Consider the following 23,727-nt stretch of genomic DNA (forward strand, 5'->3'; position numbering starts at 1 on the left):
CTCCCTTACCGTTGCGCAACCCTCAGCCCTATGGATCCTCAGCCGATCACTGAATCGGGAAGCCATCGCCCGATCGATTTCCCCAACGGTTTGCCCCAACTGGATTTGTTAGCGCGGGCCTTGGCCTTTGCCGCCACCAAGCATCGACACCAACGGCGCAAGGATCGAGCGCGATCGCCCTATATCAATCACCCGATCGCCCTGCTGCGGGTGCTGGTGCATGAGGCCCAAATTACGGATCCTCAAGTGTTGGCGGCGGCCCTGCTCCACGACACGATCGAGGACACAGACACCACTGCTGCCGAATTGGTCGCCCACTTTGGCCCCGAAATTGCCGCCCTGGTGCAAGAGGTGACGGACGATAAGCGATTGCCCAAGGCCGAGCGAAAGCAGTTGCAAATTGACCATGCACCCACCTTGAGCGATCGAGCCAAGCTGGTGAAATTGGCGGACAAAATTTGCAATTTGCGGGATGTGGATCAGTCGCCCCCGGAGCGCTGGTCGATCGCCCGTCGCCAGGCCTATTTCGACTGGGCTGAACAGGTGGTGACTGCCTTGGGGCCAATGCCGCCGGCCCTGATGGAACCGTTTCGCGCCATTTTGCAAACCGGCCGCGCCCACCTGGCTGCCCCAGCGGCCGATCGCCCCTTGCGGCTTTATTGGGCTGGGCCGCTGTTTTCCTTGGGAGAACGTTGGCTGAACCAAACCTTGGCCGAGGAACTGCAAACCTTGGGCTATCCCGTCTTTTTGCCCCAGGCGGCATGTGCGAGCCTCAGTGATCCGCAGGCGATTTTTGAACGCTGTCGATCGGGGCTGGATCAGGCAAACGCCGTGATTGCCGTGTTGGACGGGGCCGATGCGGACTCGGGAACCTGTTGGGAATGTGGCTATGCGTTTGCGCGTCAGTTACCGATCGTGGCGCTGCGCACGGATTTTCGCGGCTCTGGTGATGCGGGCGGCTTCAACGCCATGCTGCTGGGAACGGCCCGATCGGTCATTGCGCTCACGGATCCGGCCGCCGACTTGCCCACGGTGCGATCGCGCTTGGTGGCGGCGGTTGAAGCCTTAGTGCCGATGAATTAAGGGTTGATCTGGCTGATCTGATCGATCAAGGCCGTGACGCGATCGCGAATTTCGTCGCGCACCCGCCGAAACACCTCGATCGGCTGGCCATCGGGATCGTCCAATTGCCAATCCTCAAACCGTTCCCGCAGCACCCAGGCTTCCGGCAAATTCACCCCGCAGCCACAGAGGGAAATCACGCCATCGAAGTCTTCGGGGGCAAATTCGGCCAGGGCGTTGGAGGTTTGGTCGCTGATCTCAATTCCCGCTTCCGCCATCACTGCGATCGCCGTGGGATGCACCCGGCTGGCTTCGAGGCCGGAACTCACCACCCGAATTTTGCCCGCTCCCAGGGTTTTCGCCCAGCCTTCCGCCATCTGCGATCGGCAAGAATTGCGCCGACAAACAAACATCACCGATTTCATTCCATTGACCTCCCAATCTCAAAACGCACCAATCTCAACAACTTAAAGGCGCGCACAACGCGGATCGAGCAACGTGGCCTTTTCGGGCGATCGGGGGAACCAGTGGGCCGTGCGCCGACAGCATTCCACCAGCAACAACATCACCGGCACTTCGATCAACACGCCCACCACCGTCGCCAGGGCCGCCCCCGAGTTCAAACCAAACAACATCACCGCCGTGGCGATCGCCACTTCAAAATGATTGCTCGCACCGATTAAAGCCGCCGGGGCCGCATCTTCATAGACTAATTTCAGGGGTTTCGCTAAGGCATAGGTAATCCCAAAAATCGCCAACGTTTGAATCAGTAACGGCACGGCAATTAGGAAAATGTGCAGCGGATTATTCACGATTAGCTCTCCCTTAAAGGCAAAGAGCAAAATCAGGGTTAATAGCAACGCTGAAGTGGCGATCGGGCTGAGGTAGTGCAAAAATTTTTGCTCAAACCAATCGGCTCCCTTGTATTTAAAAATCCAGTGGCGCGTGTAGATACCTGCGGCCAAGGGTAGGCCCACATAGATCAACACGGACAAGGCGATCGTGGCCCAAGGAACCGCCAAATCATTGGCCGCCAACAGCCACCGACCCAAAGGCGCATAGAGCAGCAGCATGGTCAGCGAATTCACCGCCACCATCACCAAGGTGTGGCCCTGATTGCCATAGCAGAGATAGCCCCACATCAACACCATGGCCGTGCAGGGCGCAATGCCTAACAAAATTGCCCCGGCAATGTAGGAATCTGCTAGGGCGATGGATGTGCCACGCAATAGCTCGGAACCTTGGATCAGTGGGCGGAACCAATGGCCTAAAAATAGCTGGGCGATCGCGATCATCGTGAAGGGCTTAATTCCCCAATTCACCACCAGGGTCAGCAACACCGGTTTGGGCGATCGCATGGCCCGTTTGGCTTGGGTGAAATCGATTTTCACCATGATCGGATACATCATGAAAAACAGGCAGACCGCGATCGGGATTGACACCTGATGCACCGTCCAGGCATCCAGGGCGATCGCCACATCGGGAAACAGCCGCCCCAACAGAATGCCGACCCCGATGCAGACCAGCACCCAAACGGTCAGATAGCGTTCAAAAAAACTGAGTTGGCCGCCCACCTTCGGGGCCTTGGCACTGGGATTGATGGTCATAACACCTCGCGATCGGGCAATGCGCACCGATTTCCCCCGATCGTCTCCATTGTGTCAGGAATAGTTCAAAAAAAATTGATGAATTCAAAAAAAGTTGATTTGAAAATCTCCAGCTACCCAACCGAAGGGGCAAGGGGTTTAAACCCCTTGTCTGTGGGCACGGCCGGTCTGTGGGCGCGGCGAATCGCTAGGAACAGCAGGCGCGATCGCCCCCGGTAACCCAGCCCGCCAAACTCGCCAAATATTGCTCTAAACGCTCAAATCCCGCCGAATTCAGCCGGTAATAGTTCCAGCGGCCGTCTTGGCGCACTTCAATCAAGCCTGCTTCCCGGAGCACCTTCAGGTGAAACGACAGCTTTGATTGGCTGACCCCCAGTAGCTCGCAGAGGTCGCACACGCACAACTCGCCCTGACGCAAATGTTCGATCGCCCCCAACCGAATCGGATCGCCCAGGGCATGGAACCCCGCCAGCAGGGTTGCTCGCTCCACCGTTTCCGCCCGTTCGATCGATTTCAGTGCCATTTTGAGGTTCCTTGGCCGCGCTCTTGCCCAGCCTAACGCCCCTTGGCCCAGGTTGCTCAAGAGTCCAAGGCGATCGGCAGCAAGTCCGCCAGGGGCCAAACACAATCGGGAAAGGCGATCGGGGCGATCGATTGGGCGCGATCGAGCTGCATAACCAGCCCATAGCCCGCCGGATTGGGACTGCGAAACACCCAGAGCCGATCGCCCGGCAAATCCAGCACCCAATAGTCCGCCAAACCCGCTTGGGCATAGGCGCGGGCCTTGGTTTGGGTATCGTAGGCGAGGGTGCTATCTGCCACTTCAATCAGCCAGTGAATTTCCGCTGGGGTGGGGTGATGGTCGGCATAGTCGAGGGGATGGGGCCGGACGATCGCCAGGTCGGGTTCGGGTTGGGATTGGTCATTCAGGGCGATCGGGTCTTGCAGCCGAATCAGCACCGTTTCGCCCAATTGCCGACCCAGCAGCCGCGCCAAACGACTGACAGCAGCGGCATGGCGGGTTCCCTTAGCAGCCATCTGAATCAGTTGACCATTCAGCAATTCAATATGTTCTTCGGGGCCAAAACAACCCTGGTCAATCAGGCATTGATAGTCACGCACTTGCAGCGGTCGCAGGGTCAAGGCTTCAGCAAGGATCGGCGGCATAGGTCAGGGCGATCGATCGGCTCGATCGGAATTGTAGCCAAGGCTTAGGGGCGATCGGGGACGATCAGTTCTGATCTCCGCGCCTCATCATGGCCCGGATGCCCAACGGTGCTCAGGTCATACTCCAAATTTTATTTCGTGCTTAAATAGTTAGTACACGAAATAAATCACGCTTGCGGTTTTCCCATGAACGCTACCGCTCGATCGCCCCGTTCCGCTGCGCCTTGGCAGGAAATTTTGGCCCCCCATGGCTTGGGCTATCGGATTCGGCTGCTGTCGCAACTGATGGGACGGCGGTTTCAGGAGCTGCTGGAGCCGCACGGCCTCACGCCGTTTCACTGGGTCGTGCTCTGTTGCCTGTGGGAACAGGACGGACTCGCCACCTGCGCGATCAGCGATCGGCTGCGGCAGGTGGGCGGCACAATGACCGGCGCACTCGATCGAATGGAGGAGCGCGGCCTGATTCGGCGGGAGCGCGACTGCCACGATCGGCGCGTGTGGCGGATTTGGCTGACGGATTTGGGTTGGCAACTGTGGGAAATTTTGCCGCCGATCGCCATGCAGTTGCGTGAGGAAACCCTCCAGGGATTTTCGGATCAGGATCGTCAACTCATGTCCCGTTTGGTCGATCAGGCGATCGCTAATTTGATTCCACCCCCCTAAAGCCCTGGGTCAGAGAGTTAGTAGGGTGGGCAATGCCCACCACCCCCTAACCAAGACAGCATCGATCCTCCAAGCCATGATTACCCTCGCCCAAGCGGCGATCGGATTCGTTGATCGAGGTTATAGGTGGGCATTGCCCACCCTACAAGTTACAAGCTCACTCACCACCACCCTCAAACCAGCCTTCAAGTGCCCCAATAGTACGTACACGAAATAAAAATACCCGTAATAGTTGGTCATCTCGCCCTTGAGCATTGGCCCCCGTTACGCCCAAACCCTTAGTCAGAGGTCAGGACTCGTGAAACCCCAGTTGATCAGCAAAGTCGATCGCAACGGCACCAAGCCGCCCGCCACGGCCACCGTGCTGGCCCCAGATCCGGAACCGATCGCCCCACCCGAGAGCACTGAGCCGATCGAGCCGATCGAACCAGCAAGCACCACCCCCCCGATCGCACCGCCCACCGCCGCCAAGCGCCGCCCATACAAACTGGCGATCGCCTTGGTGCTGGTGGCCGCTGGGGCGATCGCCGGGGGCCGCTGGGCTTGGCAGTTTTGGCAATACGCCTCCACCCACGAGGAAACGGACAACGCCCAGGTGGCGGGCCATCTTTATCAAGTGGCCAGCCGCGTGCCGGGTACGGTGACGGCCGTGGCGATCGAGGAAAACCAGCATGTGACGGCGGGGTCGGTGTTGGTGCGGCTCGACCCAACGGACTACCAAGTGAAGGTGCAGCAATCCCAGGCGGCCTTGGTGGCGGCGCAACAGGATGCCCGCGCGGCCCAATCCTCGATCGCCCTGGCCGGAGCCAACACCGCCGCCCAACTGACCACGGCCCGTGGCGATCTAAACGATGCCACCGCTGCGATCGCCAATGCTGAAGCGGCCTTGAACGAAGCCACCGCAGGCGTACCCGTAGCGCGGGCGAATTTGGCCCAAGCTCAGGCGGCCTTGACCAAAGCCAAGGCGGACTACGATCGCTACAATGCGCTTTACCAAGACGGGGCGATCGCCGCCCAGCAACGGGATGCGGCCAAGGCCGCCTACGATGTGGCCCTGGCCCAAACCGCCGCCGCCCGCCAACAGGTGCAACAGGCGATCGCCCGAGTGGCCCAGGCTCGCCAAGGGGTCGATCGGGCCAAGGCCACCCGCCAATCGCGCCAGGGCGATCTGCAACAGGCCCGCGCCACGGGCAACCAAACCCAGGTCAACCGCGATCGCTACGCCGCCGCCACGGCCCAAATTGCCCGCCAGGCCGCCGACCTACGGGCCGCCCAGTTGCAGTTGTCCTACACCACGATCGCCGCCCCCGTCAGCGGCCGGATTGGCCGCAAATCCGTGGAAGTGGGCGCACAGGTGCAAGCGGGTCAACCCCTCATGGCGATCGTCGGTGATCAGCTTTGGATCGAAGCCAACTTCAAGGAAACCCAAGTGCAGCGGATGCATCCCGGCGAAGCGGTGGAAATTCGGCTGGATGCCTTTCCCGATCACCCGTTTCGCGGCCATGTGGAAAGCCTGGCCCCCGCCTCCGGCGCGCAATTTGCCCTGTTGCCGCCGGACAACGCCACAGGCAACTTCACCAAAGTGGTGCAGCGGATTCCCGTGCGGATTGCGATCGACCCCGACAGTTTGCGCGGCTATGAAGCCCAAGTCACGCCGGGGATGTCCGCCAATGTCAGCGTGGCGGTGCGCTAGGAGCCAGGCCCCATGAGCGCTACCTCTAATCCCGCGATCACCCCGGTCTATCCCACCGGCTGGCTGAAATGGGCGATCGCCGCCACCGCTTCCCTAGGCGCAATCCTGGAAGTGATCGACACCAGCATCGTCAACGTTGCCCTCACGGATATCCAATCCAGCGTCGGAGCCACCCTCAGCGAAATCGGCTGGATCGTCACGGGCTACGCGATCGCCAACGTGATCGTGATTCCCCTGACGGCTTGGCTGGGTGAAACCTTCGGCCAAAAGCGCTATTTTGTCCTTTCCCTGGCCGGCTTCACGATCGCCTCCGTTCTCTGTGGCCTATCCGGCAGTTTGCCAGAGCTGGTGGCCGCCCGCATCTTGCAAGGGTTGCTGGGCGGCGGCTTGCTGGCCAAGGCCCAATCGATTTTGTTCCAGAGCTTTCCGCCCGCCGAGCAGGGGTTGGCCCAAGCGGTTTTCGGAGTCGGCGTGATTACGGGCCCGGCGATCGGGCCCACCCTCGGCGGCTACCTGACCGATAACCTCGGGTGGCGCTGGATCTTTTTCATCAATATTCCCTTTGGCATCGCGGCGGTGGTGATGGCCCTGCTGTTTTTGCCCGCCGATCGCCCGCGCGATCGCTCCGGCCCAAGGCGATCAGTCGATTGGTGGGGCATTGGCCTGCTAACGATCGCCGTGGGCAGCCTGCAAACCTTCCTGGAAGAGGGTGAACAGGACAACTGGTTTGAGTCCCCGACGATCATCGCCCTGGCGATCGCCGCGATCGTGGGGTTGGTGCTGTTCATTTGGCGGGAGCTGACCGTGCGCCACCCGGCCGTGGACTTGCGTGTGTTGCGCCATCGATCGCTCGCGGCCGGCAGCATCTATTCCGCCGTGGTGGGCATGGGTCTCTATGGAACCTTGTTTGCCGTGCCGATTTTTGCCCAGAGCGTGTTGCACTACACCGCCCAGCAAACGGGCCTGTTGCTGTTGCCGGGGGCGCTGGCCTCCGCCGCCACGATGCTCATGCTGGGAAAAGTGAGCAGCTTGATCGATCCCCGCTGGGCGATCGCGGCGGGCAGCGTCATGACCAGCCTCGTGATGTTTTCCCTGGCGACCCTCAACCCCGACTCCAGTAGCGATTCACTCTTTTATCCACTGATTTTTCGGGGCGTGGGCACGGTGATGATGTTTTTACCCCTGAGTTTGGCTACTCTCGGCTCATTGCCCCCGGCTGATATTCCCGCCGGGTCGGGGTTTTATAACCTGACGCGGCAACTGGGCGGCAGCATTGGCATCGCGATTTTGACGACGCTGCTCGATCGCCGCAATGCCTTTCACCGCAGTGTGTTGAGCGAGCACCTGAGTGTTTATAGCCCGGAAACCCAAGGGCGACTCGATGCCCTGACCAGCGCGTTTCAGAGTCGTGGCGCTGATCCGACGACGGCTCACCAACAGGCGATCGCCTCGCTGGATGGTCTCTTGAGTTTGCAATCGTCGATTCTGTCGTTTAGTGACACGTTTTGGGTGGTGGGGATGGCGTTTTTGGCTTCGTTGCCGCTGTTGTTGTTGCTGGGCAAGGGTCGCAAGGGGCAAGCACCAAGCGGAGGGCACTAGGGGCGATCGGCTTGGCTACAATCGAGGCTAGTTGCGTTGGTAGTTGTCGGCGTGTTTAGCCCAGAATTTCAGACCATTGTTCAGCTCAAACACGAATTTGATCCGTCGCGGCCGCTGGAACCGGGCGATCCCGCCTATGTGGATTGCACGTCGGTGCGGGGCGACGATGACATCACCGTGGACTTGGGCCGCACAATCACCGATGCCCAACGCAAAACCTGCCAAATCTATTCCGGTCATCGCGGCGGCGGCAAATCCACGGAACTGAAAAAGCTGAAAAAGTGGCTCGAAGATCGCGGCTTCTTTGTCGTTTACTTCGCCGCTGCTACAGAAGATGCAGGGGATTTGAACCTGAAAGATACGGAATATTCAGATATTTTGCTAGCTTGTGCTCGCAATATTATTGATGGACTCAAGAGCCTAGAAGGACTCGATTCGCAACCGATCGCCCAATGGATTTCTAAGTCTTTTGATGATCTCAAAACTATCCTATCGGCTGATATCAAAATTGACGATCTGAAAACCAATGTGGAGCTGCAACTGAGTCAGTTTGCCAAGCTGACTACGGCGGTACGATTGGAACCCCAAAAGCGCGATCAAGTTCGCAAATTGATGCTCGATCGCACCGAAAGCTTAGAAACAGCCTTGAACGATTTGCTAGCCAATGCGCGCCAAAAATTGCCACTGGGTAAACGCGATTTGGTGGTGATGGCGGACAACTTAGACCGCATTTCGCCGGTCGATCGCACCCAGGGCCGCACCAATCACGATGAGATTTTTCTCGATCGCGCGGATTCCCTGAAGTCCCTCAACTGCCACACGATTTATACGGCTCCGGTATCCTTTGTGTTTTCGGCCAGTGCGTCGCGGTTGCGGGATGAGTATGACGGGGTGGAACGGTTGCCGATGGTGGCGATCGCCGATCGCGATCATCAAATGCTGAATGATGGCTATGCCAAATTGCGAGATGTGTTGGCTCGGCGGGTGGCGAAAGCTGCGCCGGGGCGATCGCTTGTGCCCGATGTGTTTGCGGATGAGGCCGCTGTGCAGCGGTTGTGTGTGGCCAGTGGTGGGCATATGCGGGAACTGATGCGGTTGGTGCAGGAATCGTTGAAGCGGATTGATGTGTTGCCCATTAGTTTGAAAACGGTGCAACGGGCGATCGCGGAGGCGCGAGAAACCTATCTGGATGCGATCCGATTTGAGGATTGGGAAGCGTTAATGGCGGTCGAGCAAACCAAGGACAGCCGCAACGAGTGCGAAGATCGCTGTCGCAATTTGCTGTTTCGATTGTGTGTGCTGGAATATCGCGAGTGGGACGAAGAAAACGACGAAAAAATCACTTGGGCGGCGGTGCATCCACTGATTCGGAGTTCCAAGGAGTTTAAACAGCGATGGGATGCGTTTCAAGCCTCAAACTCGCGGGGGCAAGGGGCTTGAGCACCTTGTCTGGACTGACATGGCAGGCGGCTGACCTCAACGTTGAGGAGGGGATGGGTGATGGATTGGGATGATGAGGATGAGGATTTGCCGCCGGAAACACCGGAGGAAATCTATGGTAATTTGCGGCGATCGCTCCAGCGGCAAACGGGGTTTGAGCTGCATTTTGTGGTGTGCGATCGCGCTAAGGAAGTAGAGCTATTCGATCGCTTGCGGCGGGAGATTCCTGAAAAGCGGTTTGCTCAATTGGTGCTCGATCGAAAAGATACGACGCTGCTAGACAAGGTGAAAGATCTGGCAGCAACGACCGAGTTTGATGTGCTGTTTGTGCGGGATTTGGATGCAACCCTGCTGGACTATGAAGATACCAAGCGGCAGGCGGGCTGGAGCGATGTGCAAATTTATGAGGTTGATTGGCGGGGTGTACCGCCCATTTTGCAGCATTTGAATTGGGCGCGGGAAACTTTGCGAGATCAGTTTCCTTGTGCATTTATCATCGGTTGCCGACCGACGACTATGCAATATCTCAGTGAGCGTGCGCCGGACTTTTTTGATTGGCGGCTTGGGGTTTATCGGTTTCCCCTAGAGCCATCCGATATTGATCAAAAAATCCTAGAGGAATCACTAGCAGAAGATGGCTATGAAAATCTGAACGAAGAAGATTGCATCAAGAAATTACTTGAATTACAAGACCTGATTAAAATTACTAGTGATACAAATCAACTCGGTAAACTCTACTTACAGGCTGGAAAGCTAAATTTATTTGCTAACAATTACGGCCCGGCAATTAGTAACTTTACCCGCGCACTAGATCTTGACCCAACCAATGATTCAGCCGCCTTTTTCCAAGGCTATGCGCTGGATGATCTCGGGCGGTATGAAGAGGCGATCGCCAGCTACGACAAAGCCATCCAATTCAAACCTGACGACCACGAAGCCTGGTACAACCGAGGCATTGCGCTGAAAAATCTCGTGCGGCATGAAGAGGCGATCGCCAGCTACGACAAAGCCATCCAATTCAAACCCGACTACCACGAAGCCTGGAACAACCGAGGCATTGTGCTGAAGAATCTCGGGCGGTATGAAGAGGCGATCGCCAGCTACGACCAAGCAATCCAATTCAAACCCGACAAACACGAAGCTTGGAACAACCGAGGCATTGCGCTGAGAGATCTCGGGCGGTATGAAGAGGCGATCGCCAGCTACGACCAAGCAATCCAATTCAAACCCGACAAACACGAAGCTTGGAACAACCGAGGCATTGCGCTGAAGAATCTCGGGCGGTATGAAGAGGCGATCGCCGCTTACCAGCAGGCCATCAATCTCGATCCAAACTATGTCTATGCCCACAGCGAACTTGGGTTAACGCTAGAAAAGCTTCAGCACTATCCCGAAGCCGAAGCCGCCTATCGACAAGCCCTCAGCATCAAAGAACGCGCCTTCGATTTCAGAAATTTGGGTAATGTTCTGAAAGCCCAAGAGCGCTACAACGAGGCAATTCAGGCATACCAAAAAGCGATTGATCTCGATCCGCAAAATACTTCGCCCTACTACGATTTAGGACTATTGCAATTCGAGCAAGGCGATCTTGCTGGTGCGATCGCCACCTTCCAAAAAGTAGCCGAACTCGATCCCACCGATGAAATTTCGCCCAATAATCTCGGCTTTTTGTGCCTAATTACTGACCGCATCGACGAAGCCGAAACCTATTTGTTAAAAGCCAGAGAACTCAAACCTGACTACTATATGCCCGCCTTCAATTTGGCAGCGGTGCGGGCCTTGCGCTCCGATCTCGACAGTGCCCGATCGCTCCTAGCCGAAAGCCTGCAACTCTGCCCCAAAAACATCGACCAAGAACAACTTCATTGGTCGATCATCTCAATCCTGTTGGGCAATGTCGAAGCCGGTTTTGAGCAACTCACCAACACCCTCGCCACCCTAACCAATCCAACAGCAACGTGGCCGATTCGGGGCGGCGTGCTGGAAGCCTCCCAAGCGATCGCCCGATCGCCCCTGCAAACCCCCGACCTACACCGGGCGATCGACCTGCTCCAATCCCACCTCACCCCATAACCCACAGACCCGTAGGGTGCATGGGAGAACGCTCGGAAGGCAATGACAATCGTCATTCATCTCCCATGCACCGCCACCCGTAACGCATGAAACGACGATCGATTGGGTGGCGATCAATCCACGGTGCATGGGAGAACAAATCAACCATTTCGTAACAATTACAAATTGCTCCCATGCACCCTACCCAATCAACCATTCCCAAAATTATTGCCGCCAAAGCCATCAACAATCACACGTTAATTATTCAATGCTCTACGCGATCGAATTTTTGTAGGGTGCATGGGAGAACGCTCGGAAGGCAATGAAAATCGCCATTCATCTCCCATGCACCGCCACCCGTAACGCATGGAACGACGATCGGCTGGGTGGCGATCAATTCACGGTGCATGGGAGAACAAATCAACCATTTCGTAACAATTACAAATTGCTCCCATGCACCCTACCCGATCATCATTCATCAGTTGGGAGCGATCGCGGCTCCTCAAAAATCCCACGGTTCAAATAACTCCGCCACCGGGAACGCAAACCCGCTCACCACCTCCTCCCCCTCCAACAAATCGCCAACCCGCAACAGGCGATCGGGTTCCGGGCCGTGATAGACCAAAATGCAGCGCTCATTTGGATCAATCTTCCACAGCAAGCGCGTCCCGTGGGCAAAATATTCCACGATTTTTTGGTGCATTTCGTCCACCGTGTTGCCCGGCGACAAAATCTCCACCACCAGATCCGGCGCACCCTCAAAATAGCCTCGGGGCGGGCGGCTGAGACCCTGCAACCGAGACCGATCAATAAAGGCAATATCGGGCGATCGCCGGTTGCCATTGCCCAAGGTAAACGCCGTGCTCGAATCACAAACCGCCCCCAAACGGCGCGATCGCACCCAATTCATCAGCGCCGCCACCAAAACGCAGGCCAAATAGCCATGCTCCATCCCCGCATGGCCCATATCCACGACCTGACCGTTCACCAACTCGTAGCGATGCCCCTCCCTGGGTAAGGTCATCCAATCCTGATCCGTCCAGGTTTGAGGGCTTGTGGCAATGGTCATTCCCGTTGCGCTCCTGCCGATCGCGATCGCCTGTTGCTATTGTGCCGTGGTCTACCCGATCGCCTCGGGATCAATGCCCAACTCCCGCAGCCGGGCCGCCAGGCGATCGGCCCGTTCGCGCTCCTGTTCAGCCCGATCGCGCTCTTGCTTGGTGCGTTGGATCTCTTCCGCCAGGGTCGAAAAGGGCTGACCGTCCGGCCGAAATAGGGTGAGGGTGTCTTCGTCCATTTGGAACCGAATGCCGAGCCGGGGACTCACCCAATCGTCCGGGCGATCGTCCCGGAGCCGCAAATCGCCTCGCTCCGATCGCACCAAAATGCTCAAATCATGGCGATCGGGATCGTAGATGTAATATTCCTCAACGCCGTAGGTGTCATAAAAAGCCCGCTTTTTCAGCACTTCCCCAAAGCGATTTCCCGGCGACAAAATCTCAAATACCACTTGGGGCGCGATGTTGTTTTCACACCACTGCTTGTAGGAACCCCGATCGCCCTTGGGAACCCCAAACGCCACCATCACATCGGGCGCTTGGCGGGTTTTGTTGTCGCCTTCCACCGGATACCAGAGCAGATCGCCCGCCACAAAAACTTGCGGATCGTTGGTAAAGATGGCGGCAAGGTTCATGTAGATCTTTTGGATCCAATGAAACTGTTTCGTGTTGTCGGCGATCGGCTGGCTATCGCTGTCGGGATAGTCGATCGGTGGGGGCTGAATCCCTGGCGTGATCGTCGTGGTGGTGGGTTGGGCAATCATCGGTTAGTCCTCACGATCGCGGTTGGTCTCATTATGCCAACGGAGCCTGATGCGAACGGAGCCTGCGATCGCCCGGTGGGGGTTTGTGGGGCCCAGGAAACCTGGATTCGGGGGAATTTTGATACGATCGCAGCAGCTTTGTTGCTGGCTCAAAGCTCAAGATACTTTTGGCTCAAAACCCTGAGCTGAAGGTTGCTTGATGCCACAGTGCGGCCTCAGGGAGCTAAACCGTTGGTGCATCTTTAATCGGCGTATTGTCACGCAGTCTGTCTTTTGGGGGGGCGATCGCCACTGTGGCGGTCGGTTTTCATCATTTACCGAATTTTGACCACGAAATACCGGGATTTTGGGGGCAATTTCCCTTGAATCTCTGGTTTGAGGCGGATTTGGTCTGTGCGGAGTTGTAGCCCCTACCTAGTAACTGATGGTTACGACAGGCTGCATCGTTTTCGGCCGCATGGCGCTGCGATTATTGTGAATGCTCCAACGACAAGCTCGGCTGTGGTTGCCTCCGGTAGCCCAATTCTGATTGGCATTGCCGATCGGGAGTTGGCGCAGGCCTTGGCCCAGGTGGTGGCGGAGTTAGGGTGCGAAGCCCATTGCCCCGCGAGTTTGGATGAGTTGATGGCGGCGGCCGCTCGGCTCCAGCCGCTTTTGGTGTTGGTGGGGTCTTGGTCGGAACTGGCGGCCTTGGAACTGTGCCATCAGTTGCGATCGGCGGCCCCTCACCAAAACACCCCGATCGTGCTGGTGGGGGCGGCGGGGCAAATTGATCGGGGCGCGTTGTTTGCGGCGGGGGCGGCGGACTATTTGCTGTTGCCCTTGGAACCGGCGGAGGCTTTGGCACGCATTCGGTTGCATTTGGATCGCAGTCGGCTCGATCGACTCCATGAGCGGGCCCGCAATCTGACGCTGTTTCGGGGGCCGGCCCTGTTGGCAGCCAGTTTGCAAAAGCGTTTGCGACGACAGGCAGAATTATTGCAAGAGCAGCTCTTTTTGCTCGATCGGGAAGTGCGGGAGCGGCGGCAAATGGAATCGGCCCTGCGCGATGAGCAAAGCCGCACGCAAAAGTTGCTGTTGAATGTGTTGCCCCAAGCCATTGTCGATCGGCTGGCAAGGGAGGATGGGTTGGCGATGGAAAACGAAATCCTCGCCGATCGGTTTGAGGAAGCCACAATTTTATTTGCCGATATTGTGGACTTCACGCCCCTTTCGGTGCAGTTGCCGCCTTTGGAGTTGGTGCAATTGTTGAATCGAATTTTTTCGGCGTTCGATCGATTAGCCGAAGAGTTTGGCCTCGAAAAAATTAAGACGATCGGCGATGCCTACATGGTGGCCGGCGGAATTCCTGTGCCGCGCCCTGACCATGCCCTCACGGTGATGGAAATGGCGATCGCCATGCGCCGAGAAATTAATCAACTGCGGCGAGAAACCGGGCTGCCCTTGGCCTTGCGAATTGGCATCAACACGGGGGCCGTGGTGGCCGGCGTAATTGGCATCAAAAAATTTAGCTATGACCTTTGGGGCGACACGGTCAATGTGGCCAGTCGAATGGAGTCCCAGGGGATTCCCGGCAAAATTCAGGTGACCGAGGCAACCTATGCCTACCTGAAGGATCATTACGAGTTTGAGCGTTGGTCTAATCTGCCGGTGAAGGGGCGCGGTCGCATGACGGCCTATCTCTATGTGCGGCGGCGATCGAGTCCCTGGCCCAATCCGGAAGCCAACTCGGCCTCGGAAGAAACACCGGCCCCTGTGCCCCATGGAACGGACTCGGGGCCGTCGGAGTTGCGATCGCGTGAGCCAACTCCTGAAATTGCTCTTTGATGGAGGTTGCGATCGTGGTGATGATCGCGATCGTTCATGATCGTGATTGTGACTGTGATTGATCGGTTGAGGATCTGGGGATCTTTGGCCAAGCCATTATCCTGGGAATAGCTGAAGCAAGACCGGGGAACAGGCATGGTTTCGGAAGCGGCAAGGAAGGCTTGGTGGCAACGGCTGCAAACTTGGCAAAATCAACCCCGGCCGCAACCGGAAGAATCGATCGCCCTGCGAATCTTGGTGCAAATTTTGGTGGCGATCGGGATTTTGGCCACCGATGTGGCCGCTGGAACCCAAACCAGTTGGTGGGCCATTCCCCTCAGCTTTGGCGGGGCCTACTGGAGTTGGCGGCAACGGCGGCGGCGCAACTTGGGGGCGCAACTGGCGATCGCGGCGGGAATGCTGGTGGCCTTGGCCGTTTTCTTTCGATCGCTCCTGGGCAATTTGGGAGATACACGCCTGGTTTTGGCGGAGTTGCTGATCCATTTGCAAGTGCTCCATTGCTTTGACTTGCCCCGGCGCAAGGACTTGGGCTACTCGATGCTGATCGGGCTGATTCTGATGGGGGTGGCCGGAACCCTCAGCCAAACCATGTTGTTTGCACCCGTGTTGGTGGCCTTTGTGGGGGTGGCGCTGCCGATGTTGGTGTTGGACTATCGATCGCGCCTGGGATTGGAACCGGGCGATCGGGATTGGCGCACCCTCACGGGGCTAATTCGGCCGGGTCAGATGGCGCGGTTGTTTGGGGTGGTGGCGGTTTTGGGGCTGGTGGTTTTTGCCCTGCTGCCGCGTTTTCCGGGCTACCAACTGCGCCAGTTTCCGGTGACGGCCCCGCCCAATTTGATGGATCAGATGTTTGATAACCGGGATCAGTCTGCGTCGATTCGCAATCCGGGTTATGGGCAAGATGGCCAAGCCCTCGGGGGAACCAGCGGTGCAGGCCGCGGCCAAACGGACAACACGTTCTATTACGGCTTTAGCAGCACGATCGACCAAACCCTTCAGGGGCAACTGGTTCCCACCTTGGTGATGCGGGTGCGATCGCAGTCGCCGGGCTTTTGGCGGGTGTTGGGGTTCGATCGCTACACCGGTCGCGGGTGGGAAATTTCCCGCAATGACGACACCCAAAGCCTGGTGCGGCCCGATTGGTCCTATCGCTTTGTGATTCCACCGGAGCCAACCCGCGCCCAAATTGAAGAGGTGGTGCAAAGTTACACGGTGCTTTCGGCCTTGCCCAACCTGATTCCCACCCTGGCCCAACCAACGGAGTTGTTTTTCCCAACCCGAGGAATTGCGATCGACAAGGAAGGCAGTATTCGATCGCCCCGCATTTTGGATGAGGGGTTAACCTACTCGGTCATCTCCCAAGTGGCCTACCGCGATCGCACCCGACTGCGCCAGGCCCGCCGTACCTATCCCCCCTTCATTCGGAACTATTACCTCGATGTGCCCGCGGCCCTGCGGCCCAAGTTGCAAAAACGGGCCCAAGAGTTACTCGCGAAGGCTCCCAATGCCCGCAATGATGCGTATGAGCAGGCGCTGTTCTTAGCCCAAGCCCTGAAGCAAACCTACACCGTACAACCGGACTTGCCGCCACCGGCTGCGGGCGAAGATTTGGTCGATCGCTTTTTGTTTCAGTATCAAGGGGGCTATCCCGATCATTTTCCCACTACCCTCACCCTCATGTTGCGGAGTTTGGGGATTCCGGCACGGGTGGCGGCCGGGTTTGCGCCGGGTCGGTTCAATCCTTTCACCGGTCTATACGAGGTGTACAACACCGATGCCCATTTGATCACAGAGGTTTATTTTCCCGGGTATGGCTGGTATAGCTTTGACCCGATTCCTGGCCATCCCTTGATTCCACCCTCGATCGAGAAAAATGAAACCTTCAGCACCCTAGAAAAACTCTGGGCTTGGGTGGCTGGTTGGTTGCCCACGCCCCTGTGCAATTGGCTGGATGGGGTGATTTCAGGGGTGTTGGGGGGACTGCTGGCGCTGGTGGGTCGGTTGCTGGGTTTGTTAACGGGGGGCTGGACGGGCATTTTGGCGGCGATCGCCCTGGCCTTGGTGGTGGGCGGGGCCCTGTGGTTGGGTTGGTTGGGCTGGCACGCTTGGCAACGGCGGAGGCGCTTGGCTCGGTTAGCCCCGATCGCTGCGTTATATCAGGAGGTGCGCGATTGGCTGGCAGAAGACTGTCCCGCCTATCCTTGGCAAACACCATTGGAATATGTGGCCGCCTATGAACAGTGGCTCGCCCAGCAGGGGGGCGGCCCCGGCGCGGGCGATCGCTTGGCGCTGTTGGCGGCGGTGGCTGGAGCCTACAGTGATTGGCGCTATGGCGATCGCCCGGCGGATGTGGCGGCTTTGCGGGAACAGTGGCAACGGGTGCGACGGCGCGATCGGCCCCGGCTGTTGGGGGCGGCGGCTCGCTAGGGGGCGGGCGATCGGGCCCTGGCCTTTGGTGTTCAACGGTGGGGGACTGGTTTGGCGCTAAACTTTTAAGACGCAATTCCCGTTCCCAGGATTCAGGACTCCAATCCGCACCGAGGATCTTCGAGGTTGGGAATCGGTAAAGGCTCCGTTGGCCGTTGTTTGCCCAATTGCCCATGACCCTCAAAGCAATTCTGCTGGACTTTAACGGCACAATCATTAATGACGAACCGCTGCACGGGCAACTTCTGCAAGAGATGTTGCTGAGTGAGAATTTGCGGCCGGATCCGGAGGAATTCCGCGAGGTCTGTTTGGGCCGGAGCGATCGAGCCTGTTTGCGGGATCTGCTGGCTCGGCGGGGGCGCATGGTGGATGATGACACGCTCGATCGGTTGGTGGCCCGCAAGTCGCAACTGTATCTCGATCGTCTGGCCCACTTGCCCCAACTACCGATCTATCCAGGCGTGGTGGACTTTTGCAGTCGGGTGCGCACCCTGGGGTTGCCCATGGGAATTGTGACCGGGGCGCTGGCTGCGGAGGTGGAGACGGTTTTGAGTCGGGCGGGGCTGCGATCGTTCTTTAGTGTGCTGATTACGGGTGATATGGGCCTAGAGAGCAAGCCCGCTCCCGATGGTTATTTGCAAGCGGTGGCCCAGTTGCGATCGCAGCTCGATCGGCTGGATTTACAACCCCAAAATTGCTTGGCGATCGAAGACACCTACCCTGGCATTGCGGCGGCCAAGGCTGCGGGAATGCAGGTGGTGGGCGTGGCCACCAGCCACCCATTCCAAATGGTGCACCGCCGGGCCGATTGGGTGGTGGACTTTTTAAATACCTTGGATCTCGATCGGGTGCAGCGGCTTTTTGCCGGTCGGGAACGGCCCGAACCGCCGATTGGTGCTACCATGTCCGATACGCCAATTGCCTCGGGGAATTAGCTCAGTTGGTAGAGCGCTGCGATCGCACCGCAGAGGCCAGCGGTTCGAGTCCGCTATTCTCCATTTCAACCAGTTCCCATTTCAACCAGTTCCCATTTCAACCAGTCCCTTAAACTTGGGGCGCGTTGGCTAACACAGCCGTCAGTTTGGCTGCGGCTTCGAGGCTGTCGGCCAGGGAAATCGGCAAGCTTTCAATTAGCTCGCGCGTTTCATCACTGGGTTCTCCCAACACCCGCAGTACGATCGCGGGGCCGCGTCCCTGATTCAGGGCCAAATTATTAGCCCAATTATTCACAGCCAAGTCCCCTTCACTGCGGGTGGTGGAGAGGGGTTGCGGTAATTCTTCCATCGGTTGGGTTTCCTGTCGCCACCAACCATGGCGCTTGGCATATTGGTGAATCACTGCCACCACGCCATCCAGGGTGATGGCACTGCCCAACAAATCCAGCAGCACCACCCGCACCGGGTGTGGATGGCTGAGACTGGCTAAGGCCTGTTCGAGCCGCCCTTCTAGGATTTCGGGGCGACCACCGCCCACGGTCCAGCCCACATTGATGAACCCGGCCACGTTGCCCCCAAAGCGGCAAACCAAATCCAAGGCCGCTAAGGTCAGCCCCATGCCATTGCAGACAATCCCGATCGGGGTGCTGGCGTTCTTTTTGCTGCGATCGCCATTGGTGGAATTGCTGCTCTGACCGTTCACGGCCCCCTGAGCACCATGGGCCGTATTGGCCACCGAAGCGGGCGCGGTTCCGCCCTCAATCCAAACGGGCTTGAGGCTGGGCGGCATCACTACGCCGTTGAGCAAGCATTTCAACTCCGTGTGGCGATCGATCGCACTGTCGTTCACGGTGACTTTGCCGTCCAGGGCCATCAGTTCCCCGGCGCGATCGACCCCTAGGGGATTGATCTCCACCAAATCCAAATCATTTTGGACAAACAGGGCATACATCCGCTCCACAATCTCGCTGACGGAAGGCACTAGCTCGCCCCGCAGCCCCATCTTCAGCACCAAACGGCGGGCATAGAAGGGCGAAAATTCCCCATCCACCAACACCTGATGCACCGTACCGGCGGAAAGCTTGCCATCCATCCCCCCTTGGGTGGATCCCAGCAGCACCGGCCGCCGGGCGTTGTCATCCAGCGCCACCGCCAGATAAAACTCCTGCTCCACGTTGTATTTGGCCTCCGCCAACAGCAACGCAGGACATTCCCCCCCGATCGGCAAGCTGAAAATGGCTTGGGCGGCGGCCACCGCGTCGATCGTGTTGCTGGCGAACCGGATCCCACCAGCACGCCCCCGCCCCCCGGCCCGCACTTGGGATTTCAGGGCGATCGGGTAGGGAATTTTCAATTCCCGCAATTCCTGCAAGCTGGCGATCGGTTGGGAAGGCAGCACCGGAATGCCCATGGCGGCAAACAGGGCTTTTGCCTGATACTCCAGCAAGTCCATCGTTAACCTAGCTAAACGCTGTGGGGAGGGGATGGCCAGCCTTGTGGGATGGCTTTGGCATTATACGATCACGCCGAAAACGGCGCTGTGTCGCCCAATGCCACGCAAGGCACAAAAGCAACCTATTGGATACCGGGCCGAATCCGGGTCTCAGTCGTTGCCCAAGCCCAACTGGGCCCCAAGGGCGCGAGCGGCAACCCTCACTCAACCCAAAGATCGCCTTCCAGCTCTGGATCGGAGGTGGGCTGAGCATCGCGGGCCGATCGCCCCGGGCCTGGATGGGGTGCTTCGCGGGTCAAGTCCGTGGTGGGAGCGGGGGTGTGGTCAACCTGGGGATCGAATCGAGCGGGGGGTTCCGCCTGGGTTGGACAAACCACATAGGGCAAGGTTGCGCCCTTCAAGCCCCGTTGCAACCGTTCGGGCGATCGCTCCGACAGCAAAAACAGCGGATAGATTCGATCGGCCCGATCGCCCACCACATGGCGGTAAGCCAAGGGCATCACCCATTCATAGTCGCGATCGAGCAGCAATTGCGTCTGTCGCCAGCGACTCATCAGCCCATAAAAATCCTCATTGGGCCGATGCACAAACACAAACACCGCCACGCCCGTGGTCACCTGCCATTCGGGATCGCACATCAGGAGGGCAATCTCGCAGGGCAACCGCACCGCCTGCCGCCCCGGCTTGTTGGTCGATCGCTCGGACTCGATCGAGTGGCGACGGCGCGATCGGCTCACATCGGCCACCTCGGCCAGTTGGGTCATTTCCAACACATCAGGATCGATCCGCGCCAACGGCAACGTAATCACCACGGTGCTGTCCAGGGGCCGCCGCATACTGGGCAACAGTTCCAAGTAGGGCCGATATTCCCGCAGCAGCTCGATTGCTGCCTGCCGCCCACTATAAGTCGCCAGAATTTCCTCATAATCCGCAGACTTGATGGACATAGGCTGCCTCGCTGATGCTACTGCTCACTCGATCGCTGGAAAAGTTTGCCTGAGAAAAGTTTGCCTGAGAAAAGCTGACCTGAGAAGAATTCGCCCGCGAAAAATTCACCTGAAGTTTTGATGATCGATCGCTTTGCCTTGGGGCTTTGGTGGTCAATCTTTGGAGTTTTGATGGTTAATAGCGTTGCCTTGCAGCACTACTTAATCGCATCCATCACCGCAAAGATGGGCAAATACATCGCCAACAAAATCGAACCAACCATCCCCCCAATCACCACAATCATCAACGGCTCCAACATACTGGTTAGACCCTTGATTGCTTGCTCCACTTCATCTTCATAGAAGTCCGCCACCTTCATTAGCATTTTGTCGAGTTCCCCGGTTTCCTCACCAATCATCATCATCTGAATGGCCATGGCCGGGAAGACCTTATATCGCTCGATCGCCGCACTGATCGTCCCCCCACCTTGAATTTCGGCAATAGAGGAAGCCACCGCATCCGAAACCACCTGGTTGTCGGCGGTATCTTTACAAATTTCGAGGGCTTGAATAATCGGCACACCCGATCGCGTCAACGTCCCAAAGGTACGGCAAAAACTAGCCACCGAGCTTTTCTGAATGATGTCTCCAAAAATCGGCAACTTCAGAAAGACGGCATCCATTTGGCGCTTGCCAGCCGGTGTTTTGTACCACAGGTCATAGACAACCTTGCCGATGACCAAGGCAATCACCAAAAACACCACATAGAAATTCTTGCGCCCCTTGGGATCATCATCGGGGAAAGTGGGGCCACGCAAAAACTCACTGATATTGATCATGATTTGCGTGAACGCCGGCAATTCAGCCCCCAACTTATCGAAAATTCCCGTAAAGGTTGGTAGCAGAAAAATGGTCATTCCCAAAAAGATAATGACCGCCAAGGATCCCACTGTGGAGGGATAGGACATGGCGGACTTAATTTGGTTTTGTAGCCGGGCGGCATTTTCCAGCAGGGTTGCCAGTCGGGTGAGCACTTCATCGAGCACCCCCCCAATTTCACCCGCTTCCACCATGGCGCAATAGAGCTTACTGAAGATGTCGCCGTGTCGTTTCAGCGAAGAAGATAGGGTTTCCCCTTCTTGCACATCAGCATTGATTTTAAATAGGGCTTTTTTCAGTTTGGGATTTTCACATTGATTGCTCAAAATATCCAAACATTTCACCATGGCAATGCCCGCATTGAACATGGCGGAAAATTGCCGAGAGAACACGGCCAAATCCTTTACGGTTACGCTGGCCGTGAGGCTGGCGAGGTCAATGTCTAGGCCGCTTTTCTGTTCCTTGAGATCGCGAATTTGGGCTTGGCTAAACCCAGCGGCAATCAGTTTATTACGCGCCCCATTGATGCTTTCTGCTTCAACAACTTCGCGCTTGCCTTTGCCGTCGGGGCCAGCGATGGTGGCGATGAATTTAGCCATAGGGCGCTGCTCAAACTACGTGAGTCCTCAGAATTCTGTCGAGAGTCCGTTGCCAGGGGTGGCGGCACGGGGGAAAGGGGGCTGTGGGGGTTGGGCTGGGGTCGATCGCCCGAGGGTTTGCCGAGCGATCGGCCCCGTCGTTACCTTCTGTCAATCGATTATGCGCCCGATATGCGCTCGATCGGCGATGCCAATTTAGGTACGCCTCATTGGATCCGCCTGATTAGGGAAGGAATGCCGCGTCCCTAGCGACCAGCACCCACCTTGCCACCCAACAACCGCTGTAGCTCGTCGGGTTTGGAGCTTTTGCCCAGGGCATCTTCGTAGGTGATCTTGTTTTCTTGGTACAGCTTCGCCAGGCAAGATTCCATGGTTTGCATCCCCTGCTTACCACCCATTTGAATCGTGGAATAGATTTGCGAGGTTTTGCCTTCCCGAATCAGGTTCGCCACAGCGGGGGTATTCAGCATAATTTCGTGTGCTGCACAGCGACCGCCCCCAACTTTCTTGACCAAGTTTTGTGAGCAAACCCCCACGAGGGAGTTGGCCATCTGGGCCCGGACTTGGGGCTGTTGGATGGGGGGAAACACGTCCAAAATCCGGTCGATCGTCCCGGCGGCGGAGTTGGTGTGCAGGGTTCCGAAAACCAAGTGACCGGTTTCAGCGGCGGAGATAGCCAAGGAAATGGTTTCCAAGTCCCGCATTTCCCCCACCAGAATGATATCCGGGTCTTCCCGCAGCGCTGCCTTCAGGGCGTTGGCAAAACTCTTGGTGTCTTCGCCCTTTTGCCGCTGGTGGAACAGGCTTTTCATGTTCGGGAACACATACTCGATCGGGTCTTCCACGGTCAGAACATGCTCCGCGCGGGTGCGGTTGATGTAGTCCAAGCAGGCCGCCAGGGTGGTGGTTTTGCCGGATCCCGTTTGCCCCGTGATCAGCACCATGCCCCGGGGCCGCTCCGCCATCTCCAGCAACACTTGGGGCAAACCGAGTTTTTCAAAGTTGGGAATTTGGGAAGCCAGGGCCCGCAAACAGGCGGCCCAGCAGCCCCGCTCGCGATAGACATTCACCCGAAACCGCGACAGACCCTTGACCCCATAGGCGCAGTCCAATTCCCAGTTCTGCTCCAGGTCTTTCCGCTGGTTGTTGTTGAGCATACTGAAAATCAGCTTTTGGCAGTCCTGGGAGTCGAGAACTTCGCCAAATTGCGGTTGGGGGGTCAGTTTGCCGCTAATCCGAAAATAGATGGGCGCACCGGCTTGGATATGCATGTCGGAGCCGCCTTGTTCGATCAGCGATTCCATCACGTCTTCGATCATGTAATCCAGTGGCATGGTCGCTACTCCTGTCGAGTGAGGTTAGGTCGAATGGGGATCGAATGAGGGGTCGATCGGGATCAAAACGCTGTCGGGGCCCGCAAAGTTGGCAGGGTTTGAACAACTCGAGCGGGGCCAACCATGGGGAAGCGTCGAAACCAGGGATGAGGTCAGCCGTGAATTCAGCCGTGAAGTTGGCCTGAGGATGCCCAATTGGGCGGGCGATCGTATCAAGATCGCATTCCCTGCCAACCGGC

At 57.5% G+C, this 23,727-nt stretch carries 22 protein-coding genes, 1 tRNA gene and 1 pseudogene; 13 read left to right on the forward strand and 11 right to left on the reverse strand.

Translation table 11 applies throughout. From position 1 onward, the window contains the following. Positions 1-99: 99 nt before the first annotated feature. Positions 100-639: pseudogene (locus ACZA91_RS16630) on the forward strand (HD domain-containing protein); the annotation flags it as partial. 9 nt (positions 640-648) lie between these two features. Further along, the gene (locus tag ACZA91_RS16635; RefSeq protein ID WP_463186467.1) at positions 649-1,083 is read left to right on the forward strand and encodes a nucleoside 2-deoxyribosyltransferase; all 435 of its coding nucleotides are present in this window, start codon (positions 649-651) and stop codon (positions 1,081-1,083) included. On the opposite strand, the gene arsC is transcribed toward ACZA91_RS16635, so the two are convergent. The 4 genes from arsC to ACZA91_RS16655 form a co-directional block, all read right to left on the reverse strand. Then, positions 1,080-1,487, reverse strand: coding sequence for an arsenate reductase, glutathione/glutaredoxin type (arsC, locus tag ACZA91_RS16640; protein WP_463183517.1), 408 nt, complete (start codon positions 1,485-1,487; stop codon positions 1,080-1,082). The genes ACZA91_RS16635 and arsC overlap by 4 nt on opposite strands. A 42-nt stretch (positions 1,488-1,529) precedes the next feature. After that, positions 1,530-2,669, reverse strand: coding sequence for an ACR3 family arsenite efflux transporter (arsB, locus tag ACZA91_RS16645; RefSeq protein ID WP_463183519.1), 1,140 nt, complete (start codon positions 2,667-2,669; stop codon positions 1,530-1,532). A 187-nt stretch (positions 2,670-2,856) separates the two neighbouring features. Next, a complete protein-coding gene (locus ACZA91_RS16650; protein ID WP_463183521.1) occupies positions 2,857-3,192 on the reverse strand; it encodes an ArsR/SmtB family transcription factor in 336 nt (111 codons plus the stop codon). Between the two features lie 56 nt (positions 3,193-3,248). Continuing rightward, positions 3,249-3,836, reverse strand: coding sequence for a Uma2 family endonuclease (locus tag ACZA91_RS16655; RefSeq protein ID WP_463183523.1), 588 nt, complete (start codon positions 3,834-3,836; stop codon positions 3,249-3,251). Positions 3,837-4,022: 186 nt separating this feature from the next. Between ACZA91_RS16655 and ACZA91_RS16660 the strand changes: the two genes are divergently transcribed. The 5 genes from ACZA91_RS16660 (at position 4,023) to ACZA91_RS16680 (ending at position 11,304) form a co-directional block, all read left to right on the forward strand. Next, on the forward strand, positions 4,023-4,499 hold the full coding sequence (locus ACZA91_RS16660) for a MarR family winged helix-turn-helix transcriptional regulator (protein ID WP_190355369.1): 477 nt from the start codon (positions 4,023-4,025) through the stop codon (positions 4,497-4,499). A 298-nt stretch (positions 4,500-4,797) separates the two neighbouring features. Next, entirely contained in the window at positions 4,798-6,192 is a 1,395-nt protein-coding gene (locus tag ACZA91_RS16665) for an HlyD family secretion protein (protein WP_463183525.1), read from the forward strand. Positions 6,193-6,204: 12 nt separating this feature from the next. Further along, on the forward strand, positions 6,205-7,791 hold the full coding sequence (locus tag ACZA91_RS16670; protein ID WP_463183527.1) for a DHA2 family efflux MFS transporter permease subunit: 1,587 nt from the start codon (positions 6,205-6,207) through the stop codon (positions 7,789-7,791). A 36-nt stretch (positions 7,792-7,827) separates the two neighbouring features. After that, positions 7,828-9,231, forward strand: coding sequence for an ATP-binding protein (locus ACZA91_RS16675; RefSeq protein WP_463183529.1), 1,404 nt, complete (start codon positions 7,828-7,830; stop codon positions 9,229-9,231). Positions 9,232-9,291: 60 nt separating this feature from the next. Next, positions 9,292-11,304, forward strand: coding sequence for a tetratricopeptide repeat protein (locus ACZA91_RS16680; protein ID WP_463183532.1), 2,013 nt, complete (start codon positions 9,292-9,294; stop codon positions 11,302-11,304). Between the two features lie 481 nt (positions 11,305-11,785). Here the strand turns inward: ACZA91_RS16680 and ACZA91_RS16685 are convergent, their stop codons facing one another. Further along, positions 11,786-12,352, reverse strand: a complete 567-nt coding sequence (locus ACZA91_RS16685; RefSeq protein ID WP_463183534.1) for a Uma2 family endonuclease — start codon at positions 12,350-12,352, stop codon at positions 11,786-11,788. Positions 12,353-12,403: 51 nt separating this feature from the next. Then, complete coding sequence (locus ACZA91_RS16690; protein WP_463183536.1) at positions 12,404-13,105, reverse strand: Uma2 family endonuclease; 702 nt, start codon at positions 13,103-13,105, stop codon at positions 12,404-12,406. A gap of 33 nt (positions 13,106-13,138) precedes the next feature. Between ACZA91_RS16690 and ACZA91_RS16695 the strand changes: the two genes are divergently transcribed. The 6 genes from ACZA91_RS16695 to ACZA91_RS16720 all read left to right on the forward strand — a co-directional run bounded on the left by ACZA91_RS16695 (position 13,139) and on the right by ACZA91_RS16720 (position 18,360). After that, positions 13,139-13,294, forward strand: a complete 156-nt coding sequence (locus tag ACZA91_RS16695; RefSeq protein WP_463183537.1) for a hypothetical protein — start codon at positions 13,139-13,141, stop codon at positions 13,292-13,294. A gap of 65 nt (positions 13,295-13,359) precedes the next feature. Beyond that, positions 13,360-13,512, forward strand: coding sequence for a hypothetical protein (locus ACZA91_RS16700; protein WP_393014633.1), 153 nt, complete (start codon positions 13,360-13,362; stop codon positions 13,510-13,512). Positions 13,513-13,606: 94 nt separating this feature from the next. After that, a complete protein-coding gene (locus tag ACZA91_RS16705; protein WP_463183540.1) occupies positions 13,607-14,932 on the forward strand; it encodes an adenylate/guanylate cyclase domain-containing protein in 1,326 nt (441 codons plus the stop codon). A gap of 135 nt (positions 14,933-15,067) precedes the next feature. After that, the gene (locus ACZA91_RS16710; protein WP_463183544.1) at positions 15,068-17,362 is read left to right on the forward strand and encodes a transglutaminase TgpA family protein; all 2,295 of its coding nucleotides are present in this window, start codon (positions 15,068-15,070) and stop codon (positions 17,360-17,362) included. A gap of 173 nt (positions 17,363-17,535) precedes the next feature. Next, positions 17,536-18,297 carry an HAD family hydrolase gene (locus ACZA91_RS16715; protein WP_099535427.1) on the forward strand — a complete coding sequence of 254 codons (762 nt, stop codon included), beginning with the start codon at positions 17,536-17,538 and terminating at the stop codon, positions 18,295-18,297. Next, a tRNA-Ala gene (locus ACZA91_RS16720) sits at positions 18,288-18,360 on the forward strand. The genes ACZA91_RS16715 and ACZA91_RS16720 overlap by 10 nt, the downstream gene beginning before the upstream one ends. A 46-nt stretch (positions 18,361-18,406) precedes the next feature. Here the strand turns inward: ACZA91_RS16720 and ACZA91_RS16725 are convergent. From ACZA91_RS16725 to ACZA91_RS16745, 5 genes are all read right to left on the reverse strand, one after another. Then, on the reverse strand, positions 18,407-19,750 hold the full coding sequence (locus ACZA91_RS16725) for an ATP-grasp domain-containing protein (protein WP_463183547.1): 1,344 nt from the start codon (positions 19,748-19,750) through the stop codon (positions 18,407-18,409). A 200-nt stretch (positions 19,751-19,950) separates the two neighbouring features. Then, the gene (locus ACZA91_RS16730) at positions 19,951-20,697 is read right to left on the reverse strand and encodes a hypothetical protein (RefSeq protein WP_099535417.1); all 747 of its coding nucleotides are present in this window, start codon (positions 20,695-20,697) and stop codon (positions 19,951-19,953) included. Continuing rightward, positions 20,672-20,806 carry a pentapeptide repeat-containing protein gene (locus ACZA91_RS16735; protein WP_463183551.1) on the reverse strand — a complete coding sequence of 45 codons (135 nt, stop codon included), beginning with the start codon at positions 20,804-20,806 and terminating at the stop codon, positions 20,672-20,674. The genes ACZA91_RS16730 and ACZA91_RS16735 overlap by 26 nt, the downstream gene beginning before the upstream one ends. 88 nt (positions 20,807-20,894) lie before the next feature. Next, the gene (locus ACZA91_RS16740; RefSeq protein ID WP_099535413.1) at positions 20,895-22,154 is read right to left on the reverse strand and encodes a type II secretion system F family protein; all 1,260 of its coding nucleotides are present in this window, start codon (positions 22,152-22,154) and stop codon (positions 20,895-20,897) included. 245 nt (positions 22,155-22,399) lie between these two features. Continuing rightward, complete coding sequence (locus ACZA91_RS16745) at positions 22,400-23,488, reverse strand: type IV pilus twitching motility protein PilT (RefSeq protein WP_099532084.1); 1,089 nt, start codon at positions 23,486-23,488, stop codon at positions 22,400-22,402. Between the last annotated feature and the right edge of the window lie 239 nt (positions 23,489-23,727).

The sequence above is a fragment of the Limnothrix sp. CMB-01 genome (assembly GCF_055193175.1).